Source organism: Paenibacillus baimaensis (assembly GCF_025567575.1).
In genome coordinates, this window is record NZ_JAOQIO010000084.1 from 299301 (window position 1) to 318614 (window position 19314).

General features: G+C 48.3%; 14 protein-coding genes. All 14 read left to right on the plus strand.

Annotation, left to right across the window (positions count from 1 at the left end; translation table 11 throughout):
• The first annotated feature begins 23 nt into the window (after window positions 1-23).
• Window positions 24-1607: a type 2 periplasmic-binding domain-containing protein gene (locus OB236_RS20510; protein ID WP_262685668.1), complete on the plus strand. Its 1584-nt coding sequence runs from the start codon at window positions 24-26 to the stop codon at window positions 1605-1607.
• Window positions 1608-1733: 126 nt separating this feature from the next.
• The gene (locus OB236_RS20515; RefSeq protein WP_262685669.1) at window positions 1734-2654 is read left to right on the plus strand and encodes a Gfo/Idh/MocA family protein; all 921 of its coding nucleotides are present in this window, start codon (window positions 1734-1736) and stop codon (window positions 2652-2654) included.
• Window positions 2655-2673: 19 nt separating this feature from the next.
• Window positions 2674-4509: a glycoside hydrolase family 97 protein gene (locus OB236_RS20520; protein ID WP_262685670.1), complete on the plus strand. Its 1836-nt coding sequence runs from the start codon at window positions 2674-2676 to the stop codon at window positions 4507-4509.
• 67 nt (window positions 4510-4576) lie between these two features.
• A complete protein-coding gene (locus OB236_RS20525; RefSeq protein WP_262685671.1) occupies window positions 4577-7144 on the plus strand; it encodes a glycosyl hydrolase family 95 catalytic domain-containing protein in 2568 nt (855 codons plus the stop codon).
• 166 nt (window positions 7145-7310) lie between these two features.
• Complete coding sequence (locus OB236_RS20530) at window positions 7311-8306, plus strand: ABC transporter substrate-binding protein (RefSeq protein ID WP_262685672.1); 996 nt, start codon at window positions 7311-7313, stop codon at window positions 8304-8306.
• A 36-nt stretch (window positions 8307-8342) separates the two neighbouring features.
• Window positions 8343-9350 carry a helix-turn-helix transcriptional regulator gene (locus OB236_RS20535; RefSeq protein ID WP_262685673.1) on the plus strand — a complete coding sequence of 336 codons (1008 nt, stop codon included), beginning with the start codon at window positions 8343-8345 and terminating at the stop codon, window positions 9348-9350.
• Window positions 9351-9557: 207 nt separating this feature from the next.
• Window positions 9558-10544 carry an ABC transporter substrate-binding protein gene (locus OB236_RS20540; protein WP_262685674.1) on the plus strand — a complete coding sequence of 329 codons (987 nt, stop codon included), beginning with the start codon at window positions 9558-9560 and terminating at the stop codon, window positions 10542-10544.
• Window positions 10545-10578: 34 nt separating this feature from the next.
• On the plus strand, window positions 10579-11778 hold the full coding sequence (locus OB236_RS20545; RefSeq protein ID WP_262685675.1) for an MFS transporter: 1200 nt from the start codon (window positions 10579-10581) through the stop codon (window positions 11776-11778).
• Between the two features lie 295 nt (window positions 11779-12073).
• Window positions 12074-12331 (plus strand): hypothetical protein, encoded by a 258-nt coding sequence (locus OB236_RS20550; RefSeq protein ID WP_262685923.1) that lies wholly within the window; start codon window positions 12074-12076, stop codon window positions 12329-12331.
• Between the two features lie 219 nt (window positions 12332-12550).
• Window positions 12551-13513 (plus strand): ABC transporter permease, encoded by a 963-nt coding sequence (locus OB236_RS20555; protein ID WP_262685676.1) that lies wholly within the window; start codon window positions 12551-12553, stop codon window positions 13511-13513.
• A 153-nt stretch (window positions 13514-13666) separates the two neighbouring features.
• Window positions 13667-14542 (plus strand): carbohydrate ABC transporter permease, encoded by an 876-nt coding sequence (locus OB236_RS20560; RefSeq protein WP_076228984.1) that lies wholly within the window; start codon window positions 13667-13669, stop codon window positions 14540-14542.
• 71 nt (window positions 14543-14613) lie between these two features.
• The gene (locus OB236_RS20565) at window positions 14614-16185 is read left to right on the plus strand and encodes an extracellular solute-binding protein (protein ID WP_262685677.1); all 1572 of its coding nucleotides are present in this window, start codon (window positions 14614-14616) and stop codon (window positions 16183-16185) included.
• Between the two features lie 162 nt (window positions 16186-16347).
• Complete coding sequence (locus OB236_RS20570) at window positions 16348-18126, plus strand: cache domain-containing sensor histidine kinase (protein ID WP_262685678.1); 1779 nt, start codon at window positions 16348-16350, stop codon at window positions 18124-18126.
• 20 nt (window positions 18127-18146) lie between these two features.
• The gene (locus OB236_RS20575; protein ID WP_262685679.1) at window positions 18147-19238 is read left to right on the plus strand and encodes a response regulator; all 1092 of its coding nucleotides are present in this window, start codon (window positions 18147-18149) and stop codon (window positions 19236-19238) included.
• The last annotated feature ends 76 nt before the right edge of the window (window positions 19239-19314 follow it).

Here is a 19314-nt window from a genome sequence, read left to right on the forward strand (position 1 = left end):
CGACTAAAGAAAGGGTGGTTTTTATGAAAATAATAATGCCGTTGACGTTGAGTGCAGTCTTAATGGGGGCAGTTCTTGCAGGCTGCAGTTCGGGAACAAGCACAGGCGGGGAAAAAACCGAAGCACCCCAGGCAGACAAAAAATACAAGCTGACCTATCTGAATCAAAATTTTGATAAAACGGTCAAGGATTCATATGCCGTTAAATATGTACAGCAAAAATTCAACGTCGAAGTGGAGCAGCTTCCAAGATCTAAGGATAATTTCAAGGATGAGCTCCTGCTGAAGGTGGCTTCCGGGGAAATTCCGGATGTATGGGTGGACCTGGGCTTTCCCGAATACGAAAAGCTTGTCAATCAGGGCGCAGTAGCGGAGATTCCCCAGGAGCTTATCGAGAAAAACGCCCCGCGTTATTGGGCCTGGCTGAAGAAGCACCTCGGTGATGATCCGTTGAAGTTGTACCGAAGAGACGGCAAAAACTATTCGATGCCGATCATCCAGACGCTGGGTCCCGACCGTACTGTCGTAAGTCTCCGTAAGGACTGGCTTGACAATGTAGGTATTACGAAAAATCCCGAGACATTGGAAGAATTTGAAGATGCCATGCGCAAATTCCGCAACAATGATCCCGACAAGAACGGTAAAAAGGATACGTACGGATGGACAGGTCAAGCTGCAGGGGTTAAAGATATATTCAGTCCTGTATTTGGTGCATTCGGAGTGTTCCCCGGTACGTTCACCGATAAGAACGGTAAGATTATTCGGGGTGAAATTGAGCCAGGTGCCAAGCAGGCTCTTACGCTGCTCAATAAATGGTACAAGGAGGAGCTGATCGATCCCGAATTCGTGTTGAATAAAGGCCCGAATGTGGACGATAAGGTCATTTCCAGCAAAGTCGGAATTGTTACTGGTTCCTGGTATCAGTTTATACAGCGGGCGGCTTTTTTTGATGGCAAGTATTATGAGAAGCTTCGTGCCAATGTGCCGAATGCCAGCTGGCTATTGACAGCGGGGCCTAAGGGACCGGACGGTCAGCAGGGCACCGTGCAGTTAAATCCCATTGCAAGCTCCGGTGGACAATTCGGCAAGCATATGGAAAAAGATAAAGGAAAGATGGCCAAATATTTGCAGGTTGCCGATGCAACTGCCTTCGATGCGGAGACATTTGAAAATATCGTTTACGGAGAAAAAGGAAAAACCTACAAAAAGGGTGATAAAGGCGATTATATTTACCTGCCTCCTTATGATAAAGAAGAGGAGCAGATCAAGTTCGGGATTGGACAGCAGTATACGTTCGTAGGTAAATCATTCAACGATTATGAATTTCAGACTCCGTACATGACCCTTAATGAGATGATGCCTATCCGCAGAGCAAATGAACACATAGGTAAAGGTAAATATGATATTTTACAGCCGATTCAAATACCAGCATATAACGAAAATATCGATACGCTGGATCAAATGACGCTAAAATATTTTATCGATATGATTACCGGACAGCGACCTGTCAGTGATTTTGATAAGTATGTTGAAGAGTGGAAAAAAGCGGGCGGTTCCAAGGTAATGGAAGAGGCCCAGAAGAAGTACGAGGAGAACTTCAAGAAGTAATATGCTGATGGGGGAGGGTGGACGGCTTTGGAACCATTAAAAGTGATTCAAATCGGCGTTGGGGGATTCGGCAGATCCTGGCTGAAAACTGTACTTTAGGAACCGGATGTCGATCTGGTAGCTATCGTGGATGTTGCCGATGAAAATTTGAAATATGCGGGAGAGCTTCTCCAAGACAAGGCCATACCGATGTTCCACGATCATAATGAGGCATTGAGCAGCGTACAGGCGGATGCAGTCATGATCATTACGCCACCGCAGACGCACATGACAATTGCCTTCGATGTGATGAAAGCAGGCCTTCATATATTTCTGGAGAAACCTCTTACTTATTCCTTCGAGGACGCAGTGGAGTTTGTTCGCAAGTATGAGCGTTATGACAAGAAAGTGATGATTAATCAGAACTATCGCTGGACCCCCGAGATTCAGGCGATGAAGCAGGCAATTGCGAATGGCTCCATCGGAGACATCGGATATATCGACTATAACTTCAGAAGACTGCACAATTCGAATGTCGATACTTGGCGCGTACATTCCGGGGAATTTTTGTTCACTGATGTCAGCATTCACCACTTCGATCTGATCCGATATTTACTGGAATGTGAGCCAGAGTATGTCACCGCACAAGGCATTCGTCCATCCTGGAGCTGGTGTGAAGGCATTACAGTGGGCGGTGCCATCTTCGAATTTCCTAAGGGCGTACTGATGAATTACTTTGGAAGCTTGTCCGATTTCGGATCTTCGACTACCTGGAACGGTGAAATCCGCATAACGGGAAGTGAAGGCGCAGTCGAGCTATGTAATGATATTCCGTATTTGTGCGGGAAGGGTGGAGAGAGGCAGGAGCTGCCTTTACCCCAAATGTTGTACAGCAGCCAAGGCTATTCGCTGCACCAGTTCATCTATTCGATACGGCATGATATGAGACCCGATACCGATCTGATGGACAATATTAAGAGCCATCTTATGGTGCATACGGTCATCCAATCCATTCACCGCAATGAACGGGTGGCATATGACGACTACCTTCAAGCGCTGAATCCATAAAAATTGGGAAGGTGTTACCATGAATCAGGCTATAGAAGCTATTTCAAAACAAAGCTGGCAGCTTTCATCCCCGGATAGCCGATTGCAAATCAACGTGCTGCTGGATTCTCAAGGAAGACTGACCTACGATATTACCAAAAATGCAGTTGCCATGCTGCAGGCTTCTCCGCTGGGCATCGTGACAGATCGAATTGCTTGTACAGACGGATTATCCTTTGTGAACACATCCACGGTTGAGATTAATGAAACCTATATGTTGCCGCATGGGAAAACGAAAAACTATATCAATCAAGCCAATGAATTGACCCTTAATTTCAGCAAGGAAGGCCACATGCTGCAGTTGATCTGTAGAGCTTATAACGAGGCCGTTGCGTTCCGCTTCCAATTTCCCGGAGAGGGCCAATTGCAGATAAGCTCAGAGCCAACGGGATTCGCTTTGCCTCAGGATCGGCTTGTTAATGTATGGGCGCAGAAGTTCATGGAGTGTTATGAACGGACTTATGACCACAGCATGCTTGAACTGATGGATGAGGACGATTATGGGTTGCCTATGCTGTTCCAGATTGGGAACGACGGTTGGATGCTGCTCAGTGAAGCGTCCGTGTTCGGAAGCTATTGCGCATCGCATGTGAAAGTGAGCAAGGAGCATTCACATATGCTTGAGCTTGCCTATGCGCCCGATCAATCGGGACCGAATGTAGCGGAAGGCCCTTTCGCTACCCCATGGAGGGTCGCCATTATCGGCGACGAGCTATCAACGATTGTCGAATCAACGGTGGTTTTTCATTTGAACCCGCCGTCCGAAGTGGAGGATACGTCATGGATCCGGCCGGGTCGCTCTGCTTGGTCATGGCATTCGGACAGCGCCTCCAGCAGGGACCATGAGCAGCAGGTTAGATTTGTTGATTTCGCTGCGGATATGGGCTGGGAATATTCCCTTGTCGACGGCGGCTGGGACCGGGAGGAAAGTACGGTTAACGTGCCTGAATTGATCCGACATGCTGAAGCCAAGGGTGTTGGCATCTGGGTATGGACTCATTTCAAAGGGCTTCAAGAGGAAGAGACGTGCCGAAGCAAGATGGCTCTATGGTCGGGCTGGGGTGTGAAGGGAGTCAAGGTCGATTTTTTCGACAGTGATGCCCAGGAGCGAATCCAGGTGTACGACATGATCGCCGAGATAGCTCTGGAGCATAAGCTGATGATTAATTACCACGGCTCCTCCAAGCCGTCTGGTGAACAGCGCCGCTGGCCGCATGTGATGACCCGAGAGGGCATATTTGGAGCGGAATATTGGAAAAACCAGCTGAATGAAGGACCGAATGCGGTGCATAACTGTACCGTGCCGTTTACCCGCAATGTAGTGGGATCAATGGACTATACACCGGTTACCTTGTCAAAGCTGACTCGTACCGGTCACTGCCATCAGCTCGCATTGGCGGTACTGTTCGAATCGGCGGTTCAATGCTTTGCCGACTCTATTGAAGCTTACGAGGAGAGCGCTGGCAAGCCATTCCTTCAGCAGGTACCTGCTGCTTGGGATCAAACGCTTATGCTTGAAGGCTACCCGGGACGGTTCGTTACGATGGCTAGACGTAGTGGAGAGGACTGGTTTGTAGGTGCGATCTGTGCGGCGAGCGGAAGAACGGCTCACGTGAGCCTCGACTTCTTGGAGGAGGGCGTTACATACGTGGCTGATATTTACGAAGAAGTGTTTGGCCCCCTGGATCATTACCGGTTTAAGCACTCAACGGAAATTACGGTTCGACAAGAGACGGTCACGAAGCTAGATGCACTTTATCTGAAGCTGAAAGTAAACGGCGGCAGCGTGATCCGATTAAGGAAGGCTGCAAAGTAACGACACTGGCTAACGCAATCCTGCGTTAGCCTTCACTTTTATTATTAATCGGGAGCGTGAAGCATGAATGGGAAAGGTAGAAAATACTTTATTTAATCCGCATTTGGATTATCGTAAGCTTATATCGCGGGGAGATCTGCATTATGAGCATACGGTGAAACGAAGCGAGGGGGGATTGCCCATTGGTAACGGACGGATGGGCAGTCTGGTATGGACCTCTCCCTCTGCGATCAAGCTCCAAATTAACCGGGTGGATGTATATGCTAATGATAGCTCTAGCCAAAGCTTTAATCAGAGACACGCAGATTATGCTTACGGCTGCGGATTCGTGGATATCGATTTCGTCGATTATGGGCAGGATGTTTTTCATGATGAAGGGATTCGTCAACATCTCAGCCTTTACGATGCGTTGGCAAGCATTGAAGGCGACGGCGTGAATGCACAGCTGTTCGCAAGTGCACACGATGATGTATTTGCTATCAGAGCTGAGGATCATAGAGAGGCACCACAGGTGATTAATATCAAATTGAAAATGCTCAGACCCGCTGAGGTAGTGACCAAACATCATTCGGCAATATCAAGCTTGAGCATTCACCATGATATGATTGTTTTGAAGCAGGAATTTAGTGAAGGTAGCTATTACTGCAGCTCTGCCCTTGTGGTAGGAATATCCGGTCGAGACGCAGCAGCCAGAATGAATGACGAATTCGGTGGCAGGGAGCCTGTGGGTGCATTTCGTGAAACCAAAGTTCTTGGGCAGCCAAATGAAACTGAAATACGTTTATGCGTTAAACCGGAAAGGGGAAGGTTCGAGCTGTTCATCGGTACCGCTGCGTCATTTGACCGGCATACGGACGTCGTCGCTGAAGCTGTAAATCAGGTTGAACGGGCTCGAACAGCGGGGTTTGATAAGATGCTTGCTGAGCATACAGCATGGTGGAACAAGTATTGGAGCCAATCCTATATTCAACTGCGCAGTCCGGACGGGACCGCTGAATTTGTGGAAATGCACTATACGTATTACCTTTATCTGATGGCATCCAACTCAAGAGAAGGTCGATATCCGCCGAATTTCGGAGGGATGCTGCTCAGTCCACGGGGGGATCTGCGGCACTGGGGAGCCATGCATTGGTGGAATAACTTGAACCTGTATTATAATGCCGTTCTTCCATCCGGTCATTATGAGCTGTTTCAGCCTTACTTTACTATGTATACGGCCATGTACGATTCATGTGCGAGGGCTGCAGAACAGCAGTGGGGCAGTACGGGAATATTTATTCCTGAGGTTGTCTCATTTAGCGGATTGGAGGAGCTGCCAGACGATATTGCCGCTGAGATGCGGGACCTTTACCTACTGCGAAAGCCATGGGATCAGATGTCCATCCGCTTTAAGGAATATGCGCATGTCAAGCCTCCGCATGAGAGCAGATGGAACTGGAAGATGGCGGAACGGTTCGTAGACGGCAAGCTGGTATATCCGGACAGAGGCTATGGGCCGTTTGGTTTTACCACGCATATGTTTGCCAGCCAGGTGGGGATTGCTTACCATTACTGGCAGTATTATGAGTACACCTTGGATCAGACATGGCTCCATGACAGAGCTTACCCGCTGATCAAAGGGACCGCGGAGTTTTTCCGTAACTTCCCGAATTTGAAGAAGGAGGCAGATGGGAAATATCATATTTATCACACAATCAGCGACGAGAAGTATATAGACGGTAAAGACAATATGGACTCTATGGCGGCGATGCATGGGATTATGCCCGTACTGCTAAGGGCATCGGAGATTTTGGGAGTTGACGAGGAAATGAGGCCCATATGGAGAGAGTTTTACGACAACCTGGCTCCTCTCCCTACAAGCGATCATCCCGATGCCGTGCTGCGGACAGCAGATAACGAACATGCTGTATGGGCAGGCTCGCTGGGCCCAGTCCTTGATCAGCGGAGCGGGACTGATTTGCGGCCGGGGCGATTCTGCAGTCTATGTACATTGGAGACCGCCGATGATAACCCGGATAGGTTCGAAACAACGATGGCCACTATTAAATACGATGAAGTAAACAAATATGGCGGCGACTGGAGTCGTTCTGCATCGGAGATGTCAGCTGCTGCACGGGTTCTTGCGGGAATGGGCTTGGCAGAGGAATTTAAACAAGCAGTGTTAGGACAACTGAATTGCGTCAATGCTGACAAAGAATACTGCTATTATACAGACACGGGCAAGGTCAAATTTTTCGAGAACCGTTTAACAGTGAGAGAAGGTGTCAACTGCATAAGTGCGCAGCGTTTAGGTAATGCAGCTGCCGCATTGCAGTCTGCGCTGTGTCAAAGCCAGCCTGACGGGCCAGGGAAGGATTCCGTGATCCGTATCTTTCCTGCTTGTCCTGCAGGATGGGAGGGTGAGTTTTCTCTATGGTGCCACGGGGGCTTCCAGGTGACGTCACAGCTTCGCGATGGGGTTATTCCCTTTGTACAAATCAACTCGACCCTTGGTGGGCTCTGCAGAATCCGCAACCCTTGGGGTGATGCACTCGTTTCTTTGCATAAATTCGCACACAAGATAAAGACAATTAATGGAACGCTGCTTGAGTTCGAAACAGAGCCAGGCGATCAGCTTGAATTGTTATCGGAATAACGGAAGCTCTGGGCCCGCTTACTGGCGGGCGTGATCTTCAAAAAATATAATCCGCCAAACCGCTAAACGATCCGTCTACAGGTGGTTTGGATCTTTGTGATGAATTATAATCAACTGTATTACATTGAGAATGGTTATCACTGAGAGAATGGAAAGGGTTGTGAATATGCTAGGCGTTAAGAGAATACCGCTTGCTGGTATCGCTGTGTTGATGGTGTTTTTGTTGTACGGATGTGGCAGTCCGAACCATGACATAGGTGAAGCTTCGTCTGGATCCGTGAATTCCCCATCAGCTTCCAATGGAGCAGCGACGCCGCAGACGCGTACCGTTAAGGACGCAAAGGGAAATGTAGTCATTCCGGCCAACCCTGTGAGAATCGCAGATATTTCCGGTTCCACAGAAGAGCTGCTGCTGCTTGGATTTCAACCTGTGCTGACGGGCAATACCGATATGGGGAACCCCGGAAAGGTTACGCCGCTTCTCTCCAGCAAATTGCAGACAAACGTTAGTATCGCAGGCTGGTTTCAAACTGAAATCAACATAGAGGCTGTCATGGCCGCGAACCCCGATCTGATCCTGGCAGGACCTACACAAGAGAAGATTTATGATCAACTGGTCAAGATTGCTCCAACGGTGAGAGTGCCATATGGTTTTAACGCTTATCGGGAACGATTTGCATTTGTAGCGGAGGTGCTCGATAAAAAGGGTGAGATGGAGGCATGGCTGAAGGCGTATGATCAACGCGCCAAACAATTGCATGATCAAATTACCGATGTCACCAAGCAGGAAACGTTTGCTGTGATCGAATCCACGCAGAAGGAAATTCGGATTTATGCCCGCACAGGATTGGCCGATATCGTTTTTAATGATCTTGGACTGCCCAAAGCGCCGGGGACGCCGGAACCCGATCCGTGGGGTGGGAAGGTGATGAGCCTTGAGGGACTTTCCACGTATGATCCGGATCATTTGATTTTACTCACAGACGGAGAGCAAAATGTGCTGGAACAAAGCAAAATCTGGAGCAGCCTCAAAGCTGTCAAATCCGGACATGTATACCGGATGACAAGCAGACAAAATTATAACGAAGCATTTTTTGCAATGGGGAAGAAGGCAGTCATGGAGCAGATTGCGGGCGATATAACGAAACCAAGCAAAAGGTAAGGCCGATGACATCAAAGCAATAAGAAAGAGGATGATATGACAAAAGCAGGATATAGGAATAGGTCAGACTTTCATCAAAACTTTAACCTTTTTTTCGACGGGTTCGAGCTGCAGAGGAACAATGTAAATCATACGGAACAGATGACGCTCCATTCACAAATGGGGGAAGGGGTTATTCGTCGCTTTGTCCCTCGTACCGATATCGAAGTGGTTATTTCTGACTACACCTTGTATCGCAATCACGCCTTGAAGCTTTTCACCGAAACCGCCATGGTGGAGCTTAATTATTGCTTACAAGGGGCAAGAGAAGTGAGTGTTGCAGGAATACGCCATGAGTTTGTTCCGGGAAATTGTACCCTGCAATTTATGAATCATGCGGATGTACACTTCGAATTCGATGGCAATCAGCCTTTTCTAATGCTCGGTATCGGGATTCCGGTTTCGACCTTTCATCATTTTATGGAGGAAGCTGGCGGGGAGAGATCGGTCGATTTTTCTCAGCTTCTTGGCAATCGGCCCTATCGTATCTTTCAAGAAACGACTCATCCAGCCGCTAGCGTTGTTGTGAAACGAATGATGCAAGCTGCTACAGGGCAACACACCCGAAATTTTGAGATGGAGTGCAGTGTACTGGAACTTCTATCTTTGGCCTTTCGATCTTTTTTGGTTGATTGCAATCCGGAATTCCCTAAGTTGTCCAAGAGTGATATGCACAAAATCCAGAGTGCGAGGGATATTATATTGGACCGTATGGTAGACCCGCCCACGCTGCTCGAATTATCACGGATGATTGGTCTGAATGATTTTAAATTAAAGAGCGGTTTTAAAGAAATGTATGGAACGACCGTATTCGGTTATTTGCGGGAGCAACGGCTGGAAAAGGCCTTTCTTTTGCTGGAGCAGGGTAAGATGAACGTGAGCGAAACGTCATTTGCGGTCGGTTATTCCAATTCCAGTTACTTTTCGGAAGTATTCCGAGAGAAGTATGGGGTCAATCCCGGAGTTTTTGTTCGAAGCTCTTCCGCTTTGCGTGAGTCCTATTAATAGGTGAATAGATTGCACTTGAAACTGCTCCTTCGAGTAGTTTTTTTGTTATGTGTCGGTTCCCATTAACCAGCAAAGTAATCCGGCTGCAGGTAGAAGCTTGCTATACAAGCATAGTATCATTAGCTTATTGATAATGAATCTCATTTACAATATATCAAATTAAAGTTGAAGCCTTCCAGGCTTATAACGGCAAGGAGCAAGCAAATGGAGAACTGGAAAAAGATGTGGGGTCAAAGAACGTATTCGTTTTTACTCATCCTTATTATGATTTGGCTGACAGCAGGTTGTACCGGGACGAACTCGGATTATGCCGACAAGGAAGTGAATAAGCAGTCGGATTCAACAAACAAGGGTGACACGGCTGTCTCTTCGTTTCCAAGAACGATCAGCCATTTGAAGGGGGAGACCATGATCCTGGCAAAACCGGTTAAAATTGCCGCACCCTATATTGCTTTTGTCGATTACCTTGCTGTTTTGGACGAATATCCGATTGCTGCGCAAGGGGTTGAAACGATCAAACGGAATTTTCCGAGTTTGAGCAAACGTGTGGCGGGGAAAAACATCATGGATCTTGGTATGGAGGTCGATCTGGAGAAACTGCTGGTCGCACAGCCGGATTTGATTATTGCCGCAGATGACATGAAGGATCAGTATGAGAAGCTAAGTCAAATTGTACGAACCGTTATACTTCCCCAAGCAGGGGACTGGCGTGAGACACTTCAGCAAATTGCCGAGGTGATCGGCAAAGAGGATAAAGCTACAAGCGTACTCGCCGAATTTGACCGCAAATCTAAAGATTATAAAGAAAAATTGGCATTTCGAAGTGAAGAGTCCATAATGTTCGCAATGTATAGAGGCAAGGAGCAGTTCGTAACCTGGAATGACGGGCGATTCGATCCTTTTTATAAGGGGCTTGGACTGAAGCCGATAGCTGGTGTGCAAACAGACGGACAATTGTCCTTGGAAAGTTTGGCTGCATTAAATCCTGATCATCTCTTCATTATAAACAATTGGCAGAACCCGATTCAGGGAGGTGTCAAGAAAGCGTTGGAAGGCAGTAAGGTATGGGGCAGCTTGAATTCGGTGAAAAACAATCGCGTTTATGAACTGAAAGATCCTTCACTTCCCGGACCGATGGCACTCGCCAAAATCGACGGTATTGAAGAAATCATGGAGGCGCTGGCGAAATAAAGAGCGCAATATAGGGAAGAGGAGTGGATGGGTTGTGAAATACAGATTTATGATTATGTTCCTTATTGTATTGTGTGGAATGATCTCAATCGCCGCCTTCAACCCGATTATCGGTCCGCTTTCCCGTAATTTGGGATTAAGTGAAATCCAATCGGGATGTTTGGTGTCGGTGACAGGACTTTGCTGGCTCCTGGGTGGATATTTTTGGGAAAAAATGGCGTTTATGAGCAGGAAAAAGATGTTGGTGTTGATTATGCTAGTCTATTTGGTGACACTCATCGTGTTTGCCCTGCTTGCCGATTATGCAGAAACTCATTTATTGCACACGTCGGGTCTGTTTTGGATTTTCATAGTGCTGCGAGCCATTGCAGGATTTTTCTTCGGGGGTATTCCTGCGAAAGCACAAGCCTACGTGATGGGATGGACGACACAGGAAACACGTACGCGGGGAATGGCGCTATTCGGCGCTGCCAATGGACTCGGATTCGTATTGGGACCAGCGATGAGTGGGGGGATGGCGGCAGCAGGTCTGACTGCGCCGATGTATGCGGCTGCGATATTACTTTTCGCGATGGCAATCCTGTTTCTGGCGTTCATCCCAAACGAGCCGAACCAGGAAATTCATCGGCAAGCTTCATCGCTATCACCGAATGATGCGCGAATACGCCTCTATTTATGGATCGGGCTTGCGCTATCGTTTGTCCTGAACATTGTTCAGGTGACCATCGGATTTTATGTACAGGATACGCTTGGTTACGATGCCCGGGAAGCGACTCAACTGATCGGACTCGGTTTGGCCATTTCCGGCGTTATGGTCGTCGCCTCGCAAATTGTAATCAGTAAATACTTGAAGTGGCAGCCCAGGAAGGTGCTGCGCGTCGGGTTGTTATTTGTCGCATTGGGGCTGCTGGGACTGTTAACATTCATTCGTTTCGCCTATATAGATTTTGCATTATTGGGAATTGGTATCGGCTTTACGCTGCTTGGATACAGCTCGAGCGCGTCTCTGGCGGTGCAAGACCATGAGCAGAGAGGAGTTGCTTCCTTTATTGCGGCTGTGCAAGGTGGCGGATCATTCCTTGGACCTGTTGTAGGTACGTCATTGTATACCGCTCATATAGTTTTTCCGTATTCGTTCGGTGCGCTTATCATCTGCCTGTCTGGTGTTTTGGTTCTCGGGAAAAGGAGCGTACAGTCAGGTTCTATGGGGGAAGCAGCCAAAATACGCAATTAAGCTGTAACGGCCGCAAGTCAACCCTGTTTCCCGCCCTTCGACTCCTCTGTAAGCGGTGTTGCATCCGCTCCTGGATGCTAACAACAAGAACTATTGACTCGTTGGAAACCGTTAATTACAATATGAATGCTGCAGACAGCCAAATGGCGAACAATTTTAACAGGCAGCGGGAGTCGCGGCACCGATGAGCCTGAAGTAAGGCTCACAATTGGCAGGATAGCTGCAGAAGCGAGCAACTGTTGGGATAGTATGAATAAAGACAAAAACCGGAATTATCTGTGGAGTGATGTGAGTGATGCAAGCGGCACTGCTGCCGTTTCCTCGGAGCTTACAGTACTATAGCAGGCTTCGTCAGATGGCAGTCGCCTTCACCACACCAGGTTCCCCTCACAGAGGCTGCCCTCGACTGGTGCAGGACATCAGGGTTGTCGGTCTTCAATGGATGCTTGCGAATCGGTATAGCCCCGGGCAAGCCGTATATGGGAATTGGTGGCCTTGGGAGATTGGTGCTCCCTTGGCCTTGACTGATACGATGCTTCTAACATTTGGATAGGCACGATCCCTGTCGTTCAATTGACAGTTGGCGCTCTCTGTCTCCACTCCGAGCCAGACTGCGGCTACAGTCTGGCTCGCTTCCTTTCGCTCTCTCCACGTCCCCACATTTCCATAACATTAGACAATAAACCATAATCCTGCCTGATTGTTCATCTCCCTGACAAAGCTTACACTAACTACAGCAAGATATTCATCAAGTCAAAAAGGGGGGATGAACATGACGCAAAACATGACACGTGCCATACAGAACAATCGTCCGGCAGCCAGACCGGCGAAGCCCCATTGGTTCAGGCACATAAGAAACAATCCGGGATTGTATTTGATGGTCGTGCCGGGAATCATCTACTTTGTCGTATTCCGCTATGTGCCTTTGCTCGGGAGCGTCATCGCATTTCAGGATTACAATATTTTCAAAGGTATAACGGACAGCAATTGGGTAGGCTTCAAGTGGTTCGAGCAAATGTATGCGTTTCCAAACTTCAAGCGTCTGCTCGTAAATACATTGATCATCAGCTTTTACCAATTGATCTTTGCCTTTCCGGCTCCGATCATATTGGCTTGCATGATGAATGAGCTTAGCCGTACCCGAATGAAGCAATGGATGCAGACGATCCTGTATTTGCCACATTTCCTGTCGTGGACTATCATCTTCGCTCTCGTCTACTCGCTGCTGTCCTCGCAGTCGGGGCTGCTCAACCATTACTTGACGCAATGGGGAGGAACAGAAATCCATTTTCTGCAGGAGCCGGGATATTTCCGCACAATCGTCATCTCGACAGGCATGTGGAAGGAGATGGGCTGGGGAACCATTATTTATCTGGCGGCGTTGGCTGGAGTTAACCCGTCGCTGTATGAGGCGGCTACTGTAGATGGAGCAGGGCGATGGAAGCAATTCCTTCATATTACGGCTCCCGAGCTTGTACCGGCTACGATGATCCTGCTGCTGCTGAAGATCGGTCATATCCTGGATATCGGCTTTGAGCAAATCTATGTATTTCTCACCCCTGCTACCTACTCGGTTGGCGATGTCATAGACACCTATGCCTATCGGGCCGGACTGCTGAATGGCCAGTACAGCTTCGCAACCGCCATCGGATTGTTCAAATCGATTGTCGGGTTTCTGATGCTTGTGATTGCCAACCGGATAAGCAAAGCTACTACCGGCCAAGGGCTGTATTGAGCGCAGCGGCGTTGACCATACCTGGCTATTAGCAGAAAACTTGTCTTCCGTTATACAATCCTGGGCAAAGTGTAACCATTCACCGAAAGTAACACAGCAGATGATGCTGGGATGGAACACTTACTGCTCTTAGCATATAAGGAGGAACCGGCAATGTATTCAAAATCATTCGGGGAACGCAGCTTTGACACGCTTAACGTTACGCTGCTGATTGGCGCCTGCCTGCTAATCATTATTCCCTTTGCCCATTTACTGGCGGCTTCCTTCAGTTCGAGGGAAGCGCTTATCCACAATCTTGTCACCTTCTTACCAGTTGACTCAACGTTAGATAATTACTTGTTGGTATGGCACAATAAAGTGTTCTGGAATTCATTCCGCATTTCGTTGATCGTTACCATAGTGGGAACCGTAATTAACATGTACTTTACGCTGCTAACGGCTTATCCGTTGTCGAGACCTACGTTTAAAGGGAAGAAGTGGATTCTGCTGGGGATCGTTTTCACCATGATATTCTCCGCTCCGCTTATTCCTATGTACCTTGTAGTGAAAAGCCTGGGCATGATGAACACGCTCTGGGCGATTATGATTCCCAATGCGATCGGCGCCTTTAATCTGATTCTGTGCATCACCTTCTTTCGCGGTTTGCCCGAAGAACTGACCGAAGCAGCCAAGATGGATGGAATGGGTGACAACGGGATATTGTGGCGCATCTTCATGCCGCTCTCGCTGCCGATCGTTATGACACTTACGCTCTTCTATGCCGTTGGCCATTGGAACAATTACATGGGACCGCTGTTCTTCATCACGGACTCTGGAATCAAGCCGCTCCAACTCTATCTATACAGTCTACTTAGCCAGTTCAACACTCAGGATTCCTTCCTGAATATACCGGAATCCATTAGCGAATACTCTCCGCTCGGTATTCAGATGGCCACTGTAGGAGTTGCTACGCTGCCTGTATTGATGATTTATCCATTCATTCAAAAGCACTTCATCCGAGGGGCTCTTCTTGGTTCAGTGAAGGAGTAAGCTGCCGGACAGATTATACCGTAAATTGTCTTTTTAAGCAGATTAACTATCTTATATGGGGGGATACGAAATTGAACAATTATGTTAACAGAAAATGGATGGGGGCACTTTCCATTATTGTATTAGGGTCAACACTCGCGGCCTGCACAGGCGGGATAAGCGGGGAGACGGGCAAAAACCCGGAGCCGGGAAAAGGCGAAGCTCCATCAGCCAGCTCTAAACCGGTTACGTTAAAAGCATTCGAGACGGACATTAATAATCCGATTCCTCCAGGCAATTCCATGAGCATTCCCACGATTGCATATCTCGGCAACAAAACGAACACCATTCTTGATGTAACTTTCCTGTCTCACGGCAAATACAACGAGCAATTGCGCCTGAAAATGGCCGCAGGGGAGTATCCCGACTTCTATTGGACTGGAGGGTTCGCCAATGAGGAGACACTGGCCAACGGAATGGTGCTGCCGCTCAACGAATTGATCGACAAACATGGGCCGAATCTGAAGAAAGTTATACCTCAATCCGCCTGGGATGCCGTTACACTCAAGGGCCAGATTATGGCGATCCCGAGATTCTCAGGCGGGGGGACGGATACGGATCGGCTTATCTATGTGCGGAAGGATTATTTAGATAAGGTAGGAGCAAAAATTCCTTCGACCTCCGATGAATTCCTCGACATGCTGAGACTGTTGAGGGACAAAGATCCAGATGGCAATGGCAAGGATGATACCATTCCATTCAGTGGAAGGCAAAGCTTTGGCTGGATGGAGAATATATTCGGGATGTGGGGCGTCGACCCTTCGGCTAATATACTCTACAATAACGAGATTATACCCGGCTATCTGCACCCTAACATGAAGCCTGCGCTTGAGTTCATCAGGACCATGTACAAGGAAAAGCTGTTGGATCAGGAGTTCCTATCCAATACGGGCAGCATATTTACTCAGAAGCTGAACTCGGGACAGGCAGCCTCTTATAACCACACGGTCGAGCAGATTGCCGACTTCCAGAAGGCGATACAGGATGCCAACAAGAATCACAAGGTGGATGTCGTGGCGATCCCTACCCCGAAGGGTAAAGGGTATACGGGACCGGTTGGCAACCGAAAATATCCGTTCGGAGTCTCAACCATCGTTATGAAAACCACGAAGCATCCTGTCGAGGTGATCAAGCTGTTCGACTGGATTGCTTCCGAGGAAGGGCAAGTGTATGTTGATATCGGCACCGAAGGAGATACATACCGCAAGGAAGGTGACAAATACATTTATGATTCGGCAAACGACAAAAACAAGGCGAACTTGCGCTCCGTCTTCGCGGTGACTCCCCTTTATTTCAACAAACAGACCATTCAGGCGCGGTATTCCCCCGAAGCGATGAAGCGCATTGATCAGGCCTACGAAATCGCCCGCAAGGAAGGGCTGCCCAATCCTACGGTAGCGATGCCCAAGCCTAAGGCACTATCCGAAAACCCGGAGCTAAGCTGGTATTCGAGCAGTATGATCCAGGAGACGATGACGAAGATTGTATATGGAGAATTGCCAGTTGATTACTTTGATACCTTTGTACAGGACATCAGGAAACAAGGCGGAAATCAATTGATCAAGGAAATGACCGAATGGTATAACAATAACAAAACCAAATAGGTTTGCACCTGCCTGCATACAGTCCCGGGAAATTCGGGGCTGTATGTTCCATGTGGGAGGAGCAAGCTGTTGTAAGAGGGATGCCTGGATTTGCCACTGCTGCAGAATAACTGTAGACTTATTTCATAAAAAGACAGCTTTGAGCAGAAAGAAGTGGACACCATGAAGGTGCTGCAATTCATCAGAGAATCGATCAAGAGGAAGATTATCCTTCTTTTTGTAACCGTGATTCTCTTTATCGCTTCTACGGTAGGTATTGTTCAATATGTGCTCACTTCGTCAATGCTTCAGCTGGATCTTGAGAAATATAGCAGACAGATGCTGGAGCAAGCCAATTTGAATATTAATCGTTACTTCAAGGAGTATGAACAAGCGTTCCTGTTCATCGAAGGAAGCGATGAATTTTACCAGTGGACAAGGCAGCAGGACAGGTTCACTTCAACCTACTTGCGGCTGTACAATCTGGTCTACCAAAACTCTGTGCAGCCCTTCGTGATGCAGCACCCCGAGGTGGTTTCCATATCCTTGCTTAATTCTTACGGGAATGAGCTTCGCTATAATCCGGTTCTTCCCTTCAAGCTCGGGTACTCCCTGGCGGAGCGAATGAAGGAGCAGCCTGCGACAGATGCCCGCTCGACCACCTTCATAGTCAAGCGGTCTACCGATTACGAAGGCAAACCGATTGTTGTATTAACACTGTTCAAAAAATTGGACTACTATGGAAATCATTCATACATTCAAATGGATATAAGCGTAAAACCTATACTGAACATTCTGGAACGGATGAACGATGGCAGCCATAACTCGCGCTATATAATGGATTCGGAGGGAACCATTGTGGCGCATCCTGTTGAAGAGGCTATATTCACATCTGTCCCATCCCCCTTGCTCACAAGAATATCAGGCATGGAATCCGGCGCTTTTCTGGACCCTGACTCCAGACAGTTCGTGGTATTCGCCTCCATTCCTGATACTCCCGGCTGGAAATCCGTAATTGAAGTTCCTTACAAGGAAGCCGCACGCACGATCTACCTCGTGCGTGATGTAACGTTGACGGTAACGGGTATCGGTATCGGGGTTACGGTACTGATGCTCTTCATTATGACCTCTTCCATGACCCGGAGAATTGTTTTATTAAAAAAGCAGTTGCTGAACACCAAGATCGGCCATTTTTCCCCGGGCCCCGAAGTGGGCGGAATAGATGAAATCGCCCACCTGGGGTATGCATTCAATGATATGCTGGCTCGCATGGATGCCTCTATCGACGAATTGGCCCATACCCGGGCGCGGGAGCAGATCGCTCTGTTCACCGCAGTACAGTCGCAAATTCATTCACACTTTCTATATAATTCTTTAGAGACGATCAATGCTATGGCAAGCCTGTCCGGCATGAAGCCGATCGAAGATGCCGTTGTGTCGCTATCTTCTATGATTCGTTACTCCTCCCGTATTCGCGATATTACTGTCACGCTCAGAGATGAGATTGAGCACACGAAGCATTACCTCAATATGGCCTGCATCCGGTTCGAATCGATTACGTACAACTATAAGACGGAAGCGGCCGTGCTTTCTGCGCATTGTCCGAAACTGATTCTTCAGCCTGTTCTGGAAAATGCCATCAAGCACAATCTAGAGAAATACGGACGTTCCATCCACATCGACATATCCATGAGAAGCTGGTTTGGCCGGTATGTCCGGATTTGCATTCGCGATAATGGCGCAGGCATCCCACAGGCTGAGTTGTTCGAATTGCGGGAACGCATTTCACGTGGAAGCCTTGATATTCCAGAGGGTGACCAGAGCATAGGATTACCGAATATTGCTTACCGCATTAAGCAGTTCTATAAAGGTTATGGTCTGCAGGCCAAAATAGTTGTCAGCAATTGCCGCTCTGGCAACGGCGTTAAGGTTCACCTTATACTGCCGATTCTACCGGCATAAAAGCGAAGGGAGGGGTAGCAATGTTATTCTGTCTAATCGTGGATGATGAGAAGTGGATACGCAACGGGCTGGTGAATCGGGTGAACGAGCACGCTGACTTTTCCGCTGTCAGTACTGCTCATAATGGACAGGTGGCGCTGGAATGGCTGCAGGGCAACTACGCAGATATTCTCATCACCGATGTGCGAATGCCGAACATGGACGGTCTGGAGCTAGTACGGCGCATCAACGGACAATTTCCCTGGATGAGATCGATTCTTATATCCAGCTACGATGATTTTGAATATGCCAAACGGGGCATCTTGCTCGGCACAATCGACTATATCGTAAAGCCGGTCAAACAATCGGACCTTGAGCAGGCGCTGCAGGCTGCAGCAGGACAACTGCGCTCGATACGAACGAACGAGGCGCGGTCGCTTATGCTGAAGAATTACAATTCAGCCGGGATACTGCTGGCCAGATGGCAGGAATACCCGGGTAATCAGCAAGCCTTGTCACTGCCTCTGCTGGTAATCGATACGTTCCATTTATTAGAATCATGGGTAGGTGAACGAGTGGAACTGCTGCTGGCTCTCGCCGATGAATGGATCGCCGGGGTAGTCGCCGTCCGGAAAACTGAGGGGGTATTCGAGTGGATGGCCGAGGAGCATGACCGCTCTCCCGTCCCTATCTTGGATGACCGGAGATTGTACTTCAGGCTTGTCGGTGTGTACCGGCTAGAACTGGCTATAGCCTGGTTCAACAGCCATGATGGAATGGCAGGCATCAACTCAGGCAGGCGCTCCATCGTAGATGTGAAGCGATATATTGAACGCAATTATCCCCACAAGCTAAGCCTGCAGCAGATCGCGGATGCCGTCAATATCAGCAAACCTTATTTGGCCAACGTATTCCGGCAGGAGACGGGAATGACGATATGGAACTATTTGACTGAGGTGAGAATGCGCGAAGCCAAAGAGCTGCTGCTTACTACTGACAAGAGGCTAAGCGATGTGGCGGAAGCAGTTGGTTATAGTGACAGCGCGCATTTTGCCAAAGTATTCAAGTCTTATTACGGAATGAACTCCACTGAGCTGAAAAATCGCTTCTCCAGATGCGGCGCAGAACCATAATAAAGGCTATATATGGACCGGACATACCCTGGCCGGCCCGTATATAGCCTTCTTTTATTGGCCTGGATGAGCTCTA